12 protein-coding genes are annotated in these 8,014 nt (G+C 70.0%); 11 read left to right on the top strand and 1 reads right to left on the bottom strand.

Going from position 1 to position 8,014, the window contains the following annotated elements; all coding sequences use genetic code 11:
- From JWQ91_RS11325 to JWQ91_RS11300, 6 genes are all read left to right on the top strand, one after another.
- Window positions 1-1,109: bifunctional 3,4-dihydroxy-2-butanone-4-phosphate synthase/GTP cyclohydrolase II (locus JWQ91_RS11325; RefSeq protein WP_297783836.1), on the top strand; the 1,109-nt coding region annotated here is incomplete at its 5' end.
- Entirely contained in the window at window positions 1,106-1,576 is a 471-nt protein-coding gene (gene ribH / locus JWQ91_RS11320; protein WP_297783834.1) for a 6,7-dimethyl-8-ribityllumazine synthase, read from the top strand. The genes JWQ91_RS11325 and ribH, both read left to right, overlap by 4 nt.
- Before the next feature lie 24 nt (window positions 1,577-1,600).
- On the top strand, window positions 1,601-1,864 hold the full coding sequence (locus JWQ91_RS11315; protein WP_297783832.1) for a phosphoribosyl-ATP diphosphatase: 264 nt from the start codon (window positions 1,601-1,603) through the stop codon (window positions 1,862-1,864).
- 116 nt (window positions 1,865-1,980) lie between these two features.
- The gene (gene hisG / locus JWQ91_RS11310) at window positions 1,981-2,826 is read left to right on the top strand and encodes an ATP phosphoribosyltransferase (RefSeq protein WP_297783830.1); all 846 of its coding nucleotides are present in this window, start codon (window positions 1,981-1,983) and stop codon (window positions 2,824-2,826) included.
- Complete coding sequence (locus JWQ91_RS11305; protein WP_297783828.1) at window positions 2,814-3,227, top strand: PH domain-containing protein; 414 nt, start codon at window positions 2,814-2,816, stop codon at window positions 3,225-3,227. Before hisG ends, JWQ91_RS11305 begins: the two co-directional genes overlap by 13 nt.
- The gene (locus JWQ91_RS11300) at window positions 3,224-3,697 is read left to right on the top strand and encodes an SseB family protein (protein WP_297783826.1); all 474 of its coding nucleotides are present in this window, start codon (window positions 3,224-3,226) and stop codon (window positions 3,695-3,697) included. Before JWQ91_RS11305 ends, JWQ91_RS11300 begins: the two co-directional genes overlap by 4 nt.
- A 76-nt stretch (window positions 3,698-3,773) precedes the next feature.
- Here the strand turns inward: JWQ91_RS11300 and JWQ91_RS11295 are convergent, their stop codons facing one another.
- Window positions 3,774-4,796 carry a GNAT family N-acetyltransferase gene (locus JWQ91_RS11295; protein WP_297783824.1) on the bottom strand — a complete coding sequence of 341 codons (1,023 nt, stop codon included), beginning with the start codon at window positions 4,794-4,796 and terminating at the stop codon, window positions 3,774-3,776.
- Between the two features lie 274 nt (window positions 4,797-5,070).
- On the opposite strand from JWQ91_RS11295, the gene infC reads away from it, so the two are divergent.
- The 5 genes from infC to JWQ91_RS11270 form a co-directional block, all read left to right on the top strand.
- Complete coding sequence (gene infC / locus JWQ91_RS11290) at window positions 5,071-5,790, top strand: translation initiation factor IF-3 (RefSeq protein WP_297783822.1); 720 nt, start codon at window positions 5,071-5,073, stop codon at window positions 5,788-5,790.
- On the top strand, window positions 5,791-5,985 hold the full coding sequence (rpmI, locus tag JWQ91_RS11285) for a 50S ribosomal protein L35 (protein WP_129183993.1): 195 nt from the start codon (window positions 5,791-5,793) through the stop codon (window positions 5,983-5,985). It begins immediately after the preceding gene.
- 42 nt (window positions 5,986-6,027) lie between these two features.
- Window positions 6,028-6,420 carry a 50S ribosomal protein L20 gene (gene rplT / locus JWQ91_RS11280; RefSeq protein ID WP_297783811.1) on the top strand — a complete coding sequence of 131 codons (393 nt, stop codon included), beginning with the start codon at window positions 6,028-6,030 and terminating at the stop codon, window positions 6,418-6,420.
- A gap of 77 nt (window positions 6,421-6,497) precedes the next feature.
- Window positions 6,498-7,268, top strand: a complete 771-nt coding sequence (locus JWQ91_RS11275; protein WP_297783809.1) for an RNA methyltransferase — start codon at window positions 6,498-6,500, stop codon at window positions 7,266-7,268.
- Between the two features lie 57 nt (window positions 7,269-7,325).
- Window positions 7,326-8,014 (top strand): histidine kinase dimerization/phospho-acceptor domain-containing protein (locus tag JWQ91_RS11270; RefSeq protein ID WP_297783804.1); only part of this gene is annotated, 689 nt, incomplete at its 3' end.

Raw genomic sequence — 8,014 nt, 5'->3', positions numbered from 1 at the left:
CCGCGAGCAAGGCGACGCCCGAGCTCATGGCGTTCCTCGTCCGCTACTCCAGCGGCCTGGTGTGCGCGCCCATCACCGGCGAGATCCTCGACCGGCTGGCGATCCCGCTGATGACGCCCCACAACCGCGAGAAGATGCGGACCGCCTACACGGTCTCGATCGACGCCCGCGACGGCATCACGACCGGCATCTCGGCGGCCGATCGCGCGCGGACCTGCCGCGTGCTGGCCGACTCGGCGACCGAGCCCTTCGAGCTCAACCAGCCGGGCCACATCATTCCGCTGCGGGCCAAGCCCGGCGGCGTCCTGGAGCGCGCCGGCCACACTGAGGCAGCGGTCGACTTCGCTCGTCTCGCGGGGCTCACACCCGCCGGCGTCATCGGCGAGGTGCTCAACGACGACGGCACGTTGATGCGGGCCCCCGAGCTGCGGGAGTTCGCCGACGAGCACGGCATCGCGCTGGTCTCGATCGAGGACCTGCAGGTCCACCGCCGGCTCCACGAGTCGCAGGTCGAGCGGCTCGCCACGACCCGGCTGCCGACGGAGTTCGGTGTGTTCACGGCGCACGGCTACCGCGATCGCATCGAGGGCGCGGAGCACATCGCCCTGGTCCACGGCGATCCCGGCACCGAGGACGTGCTCGTGCGGATCCACTCCGAGTGCCTGACCGGCGACGTCTTCGGCTCGCGCCGCTGCGACTGCGGCCCGCAGCTGGAGCTGTCGATGACCGAGATCACCGCCGCGGGCGCCGGCATCGTGGTCTACCTGCGCGGGCACGAGGGCCGCGGCATCGGCCTGCTGCACAAGCTGCAGGCGTACGCGCTGCAGGACTCCGGCAGCGACACCGTCGACGCCAACCTGCAGCTCGGCTTCGGCGAGGACGAGCGGGACTACGCCGCGGGGGCGCAGATCCTGCGCGACCTCGGCGTCACGTCGGCCCGGCTGCTGACCAACAACCCCGACAAGACGATCGCCTTGGAGGCGTACGGGGTCAAGATCTCCGAGCGGGTGCCGCTCGTCATCGCCCCGACCGAGGACAGCCTGCGCTACCTGCAGACCAAGGCCGAGCGCATGGGCCACGACCTCCCTGACCTGGAGGTCAACCCGTGAGCGGCGGCGGAGCACCCACCCTGGCCGTCGACGGCAGCGGCGCCCGCGTCGCGTTCGTGGCGTCGAGCTGGCACACCGAGGTCATGGACGGGCTGATCGCCGGCGCGCAGGCCGCGCTCGCCGACGCCAACGTCACCGACGTGACCCTGGAGCGGGCCCCCGGCTCGTTCGAGCTGCCGATCCTCTGCCAGGCGTACGCGCGCGCGGGCTTCGACGCGGTCGTCGCGCTCGGCGTCATCATCCGTGGCGGCACGCCGCACTTCGAGTACGTCTCGGCGGCCGCGACCGACGGGCTGAGCCGCGTCGCGCTCGACACCGGGGTGCCGATCGGGTTCGGCCTGCTGACGACCGACGACGACGCGCAGGCGCTCGATCGGGCCGGGCTGCCGGGCAGCCGCGAGGACAAGGGCCGGGAGGCCGTCGAGGCCGCGCTGTCCGCGTGGAACGTCCTCCGGTCGATCGCCTGACGGCCACCGATAGACTCCCCCACGATGAAGACCTTCGATGAACTCTTCGCCGAGCTGTCCCACAAGGCCGCCCAGCGCCCCGAGGGCTCGCGCACCGTCGCCGAGCTCGATGCCGGCGTGCACGCGATCGGCAAGAAGCTCGTCGAGGAGGCCGCCGAGTCCTGGATGGCCGCCGAGCACGAGGGACGCGAGCGCACCGCCGAGGAGCTCAGCCAGCTGCTCTACCACGTGCAGGTCATGATGATCGCGGCCGACATCAGCCTCGACGACGTCTACGCGCATCTGTGACGGACCGGCCACGGCCCCACCTCGGGGCAGGCGCCCGTCCGTGCCTTCGGCCCCCTGCTCGCTTCGCTCGTGGGGGGACCCCCAACCCGTCACAGAACGTCTGAGAAGAGAACTCCATGCTCAAGATCGCCGTACCCAACAAGGGCGCGCTGGCCGAGGCGGCCGCGCAGATGCTGGCCGAGGCCGGCTACCGACAGCGCCGCAACGCCAAGGACCTCGTCACCCTCGACCCTGACAACGACGTCGAGTTCTTCTACCTCCGCCCGCGCGACATCGCGATCTACGTGGGGGAGGGGACCCTCGACGTCGGCATCACGGGCCGTGACCTGCTGTTGGACTCGCAGGCCCACGCCGCGGAGAACATCGCGCTGGGCTTCGGCGCCTCGACGTTCCGCTTCGCCGCGCCGATCGGCACGATGAGCTCGGTCGACGACCTCCAGGGCTCGCGCATCGCGACGTCCTACGAGGGCATCGTCGGCGCCTATCTCGCCGAGCGTGGCATCAGCGCGGAGGTCGTCCGCCTCGACGGTGCCGTCGAGTCGTCCGTGCGCCTCGGCGTCGCCGACGCGATCGCCGACGTCGTCGAGACCGGCAGCACGCTGCGCCAGGCCGACCTCGAGGTCTTCGGGGAGCCGATCCTGGCCTCCGAGGCCGTCATGATCACCCGCCAGGGCGCTCTCGAGCCGGCCGGGTTCGAGGTCTTCAAGCGCCGCATCGACAGCGTCCTGGTCGCGCGGACGTACATCATGATGGACTACGACATCCGGGTCGACCAGGTCGAGCGGGCCGTCGAGCTGACGCCCGGCATCGAGTCGCCGACCGTGTCCCCGCTGCATCGTGAGGGGTGGGTCGCGGTGCGCTCGATGGTGCCGCGTGACGCCGCCCAGAAGGTCATGGACGCGCTCTACGAGCTCGGCGCGCGCGGCATCCTGGTGACGGACATCCTCGCGTGCCGGATCTGAGGACGTTCCGCCCCGGCAGCACGCGCATCGTCGCGTACGCCGTCGCCGTCATCATGCTGGTGCTGACGGTGGTCATCGCGCTCGCGCTGCCCGACGACATCTACTTCACGACCGCCGAGACGATCACGCTGTGGCTCATCATCGGCGCGGTCCTGGTCCTGCTGCACGGCGTCGGCCGGAGCTACGTCAAGGCCACCGACGAGGGCGTCGAGGTGCTCAACGGCTATCGCCGGCACATGGTCCCGTGGAGCGACATCAAGGGCTTCGCGATGAACACCGGCGCCCCGTGGCCGACCCTCGTGACCCTCGACGACGAGCGGGTCAACCTGTTCGCGATCCAGGGCAGCGACGGCTCCTACGCCCGGGAGGCCGTCACCTACCTGCGAGGACGGCTGTCATGAACCACGAACGCTCCCTCGCGGCTCCGCAGTTCCCCGGCGACGACGGCACCGTCGCGCCGGAGCTCGCGGCCGCGCTCGGCGACGACGTCCGGGTCCTGCAGGTGCTGCCGGACGTGCGCGTGTTCGTCCCGATCATCGCGCTGCTCGGCGAGACGCCGGCCGACGGTGACAAGGACGCCGACATGGCTGCGGTGCTGATGACCGGTGCCGACGGGCGTACGGCCCTGCTGGCCTTCAGCAGCGTCGCGACCATGACGGCGTGGGACCCGCAGGCGCGGCCCGTCCCGGTCCTCGGTCGCGACGCCGCCCGGGCCACGCTGGACGAGGGCGCTGCGGCGATCCTGCTCGACCTGGCCAACCCGACGTTCACGGTCGTCGAGACCGAGGACGTCGAGCATCTCGCGGCAGGCCACGTGCTGGTCGACAGCGCGGCCGGCGCCGCGTGGGTCGTCCCGGGCGAGCAGGCGTAGGTCTGCCCGGAACGGTGAGCGGTGCGCTGGCGTCCACGCAATGTCCCGGCGTGGACGCCAGCACCGCTTCCCCGGCTCAGGCGGTCCCGATCGCCCGGACCGCCGTGAGTGGCACCGTGATGTGGACGCTGCCGTCGTGCCGCTCGACCCGGGCCATGAAGCCCGCATTGCCGACCGTCCGCAGCAGCGTGTCGTTGGAGCCCGCGGTGACGAACGTCAGGCGTGCCGCGCCGAGCCCCTTGGCTCGACCCGCCGCGTGCTTGAGGAGCTGGGTGCCGAGACCGTCGCCCTGGTGAGCGTCCTCGACCAGGAGCTGGAACGTCCAGATGCCCTCGACCGGCTCGAGCAGGCCGTGCGCGACGACGTCCCTGCCGAGCTGCACGACGAGGGCCAGGCCGGCGTCGGGCGAGACCAGGCGACGGTTCATCCGGCCGGTCATGGGCAGCTGCAGCGGCACCTGGTAGCGGTCGAACAGGGTCTCCTCGCTGCACCGCTCGTGCAGCGCGGCGACCGCCTCGGCATCGGCCAGCGTCGCACGCCGGACGAGCGGGACGCCGGGGCTGCCGGCCGGCTCGAGGGCCGTCGGTGCGAGGACCGGTTCCTGGGCCATGGTGCCGTCGTGGACCAGGGTCACGAGCGCCTGCGCGCGGGCGCGCTCGACCGGCGTGAACGGGATGGCCCGGCTGACCTGCAGCCCGGTGCCGTCCGGGCGGGTCAGCGTCAGCACGTCGTGCCCCGTGTAGTCCGCCACGTCGGGCGGCTCGGTGTCGAGCAGACCGACCAGCGCGGTCTCGACGTCGCTGTCCCCGTCGAGGACGGCGCGGGCGCCGTCGAGCCACCGGGTGGGGGAGTCGACGGTCGCCCCGTCGTCGACCCGGGTCACCGTGACCTGCGAGCCGCCCGCCGCCTCGAAGAGCTCGGCCACCGCCAGGTCGGTCCTGCCCTCGGGCACGTCGACCACGAAGACGTCGGTGACCTGCGGCCCGGTCGCGAGGACCTGCATCGCGACGATGTTGACCTCGGACCGGCCGCAGGCCAGGGCGATCTCGGCCAGGATCCCGGGTCGGTCGACGAGGGTCGTGCGTACGCGCCACAGCATGGGACCAGCGTGCCGGGCGGAGTTTGCGGATCGGCTTCGGGCGTGTTTCGCCCGTGCTACGGCCCACGGATTTCACACCGCACGCCTGCGCTGATACCCTTGTAGACGAAGTGGAGGCCCCTCCCACCTGCGTGGTTCCTGACCGCGGGGTTCGAGTTGGTCTGACAGCATCTCGGTGCGACAGGATCGACCAGTAGACGTGTTCCCTCGGAATACGTCGCCGGTGGCGTCCGTTTCGTACGGGGGCCACTTTTCTCTTTGATGAGAAGAACCCGTGGCCTCCCACACGACTCCAGGAGGATCCATCACCACAGAGCTGCGCGTCAACGACCGAATCCGAGTGCCCGAAGTACGCCTCGTCGGTCCTGGCGGTGAACAGGTCGGCATCGTTCGAATCGAAGATGCCCTGCGACTGGCGGCGGAAGCCGATCTCGATCTCGTCGAGGTGGCGCCCACAGCTCGTCCGCCCGTCTGCCGTCTCATGGACTACGGCAAGTTCAAGTACGAGACCGCCCAGAAGGCACGCGAGTCCCGTCGCAACCAGACGAACACCGTCATCAAAGAGATGAAGCTGCGCCCCAAGATCGATCAGCACGACTACGACACCAAGAAGGGTCACGTCGTCCGATTCCTCAAGGCCGGCGACAAGGTCAAGATCACGATCATGTTCCGCGGTCGCGAGCAGCACCGTCCCGAGCTGGGCTACCGACTGCTGCAGCGCCTCGCCGCTGACGTGGAGGACCTCGGATTCATCGAGTCCAACGCCCGCCAGGACGGTCGCAACATGACGATGGTCCTCGGGCCGCACAAGAAGAAGTCCGAGGCCCAGGCCGAGGTCAAGGCCGAGAAGGTCAAGAGCATGGACGCCAAGGCAGCCGACAAGGCAGCCGAGGAGGCCGAGGTCAAGGCCCACCGCGAAGCGGCCCAGAAGACTGCAACACCCAAGAAGCCACGTCGACGTTCCGAGAACCTCGACCCAGACATGGAGGCATAAATGCCGAAGTTCAAGCCCCACTCGGGGATGAAGAAGCGCGTCAAGGTCACGGGCAGTGGCAAGCTCCGCCGTGAGCAGACCAACCGCCGTCACCTTCTCGAGGTCAAGTCCTCCGCGCGGAAGCGTCGCCTCGAGGGGTCTACGGCCGTCTCGAAGAACGATGTCCCCCGCGTGAAGAAGATGCTCGGTCTCTGACCGCGTTCCACCCCATTCCCACTGATTTGAAGGAGAACTGAGATGGCACGCGTCAAGCGCTCAGTCAATGCACAGAAGAAGCGCAGGCAGACACTCGAGCGGGCTGCGGGCTACCGCGGTCAGCGCTCGCGCCTCTACCGCAAGGCCAAGGAGCAGGTCACTCACTCGCTGGTCTACAGCTACCGTGACCGCAAGGCGAAGAAGGGCGACTTCCGTCGTCTCTGGATCCAGCGCATCAACGCTGCGGTCCGCGCCGAGGGCATGACCTACAACCGTTTCATCCAGGGCCTCAAGGCCGCTGAGGTCGACGTCGACCGCAAGATCCTCGCGGATCTCGCCGTCAACGAGCCGGCAGCGTTCTCGGCACTGGTCCAGGTCGCGAAGGACAACCTTCCGGCCGACGTCAACGCGCCGAAGGACGGCGCCGCGGCCTGACCGCGGCACCCCCCAACGCAGTGGCGAGTCCTCCTCCCGTTCCCGGGCACGGCGAGCTCACCGTCCGATCAGGACGGGTGAAGCACGCCAGGAGGCTCGCCACTCGTGCGTTCCGCACCGACCGGCGTGAGTTCCTCGCCGAAGGGCCGCAGGCGGTCCGGGAGGCGCTGGCGACCCCCGGCGCCGTCCGCGAGGTCTTCGCGACCGCCGCCGCGACCGAGCAGCACACCGACCTGGTGCAGGCGGCCGCGCGTACGGACGTGGAGTGGCACGTCGTGACCGACGACGTCGTCGAGGCGATCGCCGACACGGTCCAGCCGCAGGGCGTCGTGGCCCGCTGCGGGATGCTCGACCGCCCACTCGAAGCACTGCTCGACCGGTCACCCGGGTTCGTCGTGGTGTGTGCCGACATCCGCGACCCCGGCAACGCGGGGGCCGTGATCCGGTGCGCCGACGCCGCGGGAGCCGACGGCGTCGTGCTGGTGGGCGACAGCGTCGACCCCTACAACCCCAAGTCCGTACGTGCCACGGTCGGCAGCATCTTCCACGTCCCACTGGCCATCGAGCGCGACACCGCAGCGGCGCTCACCGCGCTGCAGTCCGCCGGGCTGCAGGTGCTTGCCGCCGACGGCGGGGGAGACCTCGGGCTGTACGACACCGATCTCGACCTGTCCGCACCGACGGCCTGGCTGATGGGCAACGAGGCCTGGGGCCTGCCGGACGCGACGCGCGCCCTCGCCGACCGGGTCGTCGCGGTGCCGATCTACGGCCGCGCCGAGAGCCTCAACCTGGCGACCGCGGCGGCCGTGTGCCTGTATGCGACGGCCCACGCGCGGCGCGCCACCTGAGCCGTTCACGACCCGCACCTCGTCCGAACTAGTCCATTGGTACTAGATTCGTTGTCCATGGACTACGACGACTACCCGGACGGCGTCATCATCGCCGGCGCGGACGGGATCGTCGAGTACGTCAACCCGCGGATCAAGATCATGGCGCGTGCTGTCGGCGACGAGATGCTCGGCATGCACCTGTCGGTCGCGGTGCCCTTCGACGACCTCAACGGCAACTCCTGGTACGACTGCTGCGAGCCCTATGACGGGCTCAACATCCGCAAGCGGATCTCGGAGGCGTCGTGGTGGTCGCCCAAGGGCAGCGAGTACCTGATCACGGCGACCCTGGTGCGGCATCGCCGCGGCGGACCGGTCCAGCGGGTCATCGTCAGCGTCCGCAACGCGCGCATCCGCAACCAGGCCGACCGCGAACGTTCCGATCTCGTCGCGACCGTGGCGCACGAGCTGCGATCCCCTCTCACCGGCATCAAGGGCTTCACGTCCACGCTGCTGACCAAGTGGGACAAGTTCTCCGAGGAGCAGCGGCAGCTCATGCTGGAGACCGTCGACGCCGACGCCGACCGGCTGAGCCGGCTCATCACCGAGCTGCTCGACGCAGCCCGGATCGACGCGGGGCGGCTGACGCTGCGGCGCGGGCCGGTCAAGCTCGACGAGATCGTCCGCCACGTGCTGACCAACGTGTCCGGTGGCGCCACCGACCCCTTCGAGATCAGCATCAAGGACGACCTGGACCTGATCTGGGG

This window comes from Aeromicrobium sp. (genome assembly GCF_025965075.1).
GTDB lineage: Bacteria > Actinomycetota > Actinomycetes > Propionibacteriales > Nocardioidaceae > Aeromicrobium.
This window is presented reverse-complemented; position numbering and strand designations above follow the sequence as displayed.